This is a genomic window from Bradyrhizobium sp. TM233 (assembly GCF_036247965.1).
Taxonomy (GTDB): Bacteria; Pseudomonadota; Alphaproteobacteria; order Rhizobiales; family Xanthobacteraceae; genus Bradyrhizobium; species Bradyrhizobium ottawaense.
Genome location: NZ_BTIG01000406.1, coordinates 1 through 291, shown reverse-complemented (window position 1 = coordinate 291; position 291 = coordinate 1). Strand labels below are relative to the sequence as shown.

The window sequence follows — 291 nt, the reverse complement described above, 5'->3', positions numbered from 1 at the left end:
CGGCGAGATGATCGAGCTTGAAGAAGCCGATCATCTGGTTGGCGGGCTCCGTCAATCCGGCATCGGAGCGGCCGACCAGGCGCGAGGCCATGTTGCCCTGGTGCTCCTGGCCCGCGAGGATCAGGTTCTCGCGCACCGAGAGCTTTGGAAACACCTGCAGCAGCTGGAAGGTGCGGCTGACCCCGAGCTTGTTGAGCTCGGCGGGGCGCAGGCCCGTGACGAGTTTGCCGTCGAGCTTGACCTCGCCGCCTGACGGGGTGAGCTGGCCGAGGATGCAGTTGAACAGCGTGG

Annotated in this window: 1 protein-coding gene; it reads right to left on the bottom strand. The window is 66.0% G+C overall.

What is annotated here, in order from left to right:
- A partial coding sequence (locus AABA86_RS34585; protein WP_338309941.1) for an ATP-binding cassette domain-containing protein occupies positions 1 to 291 on the bottom strand: 291 nt, incomplete at both ends.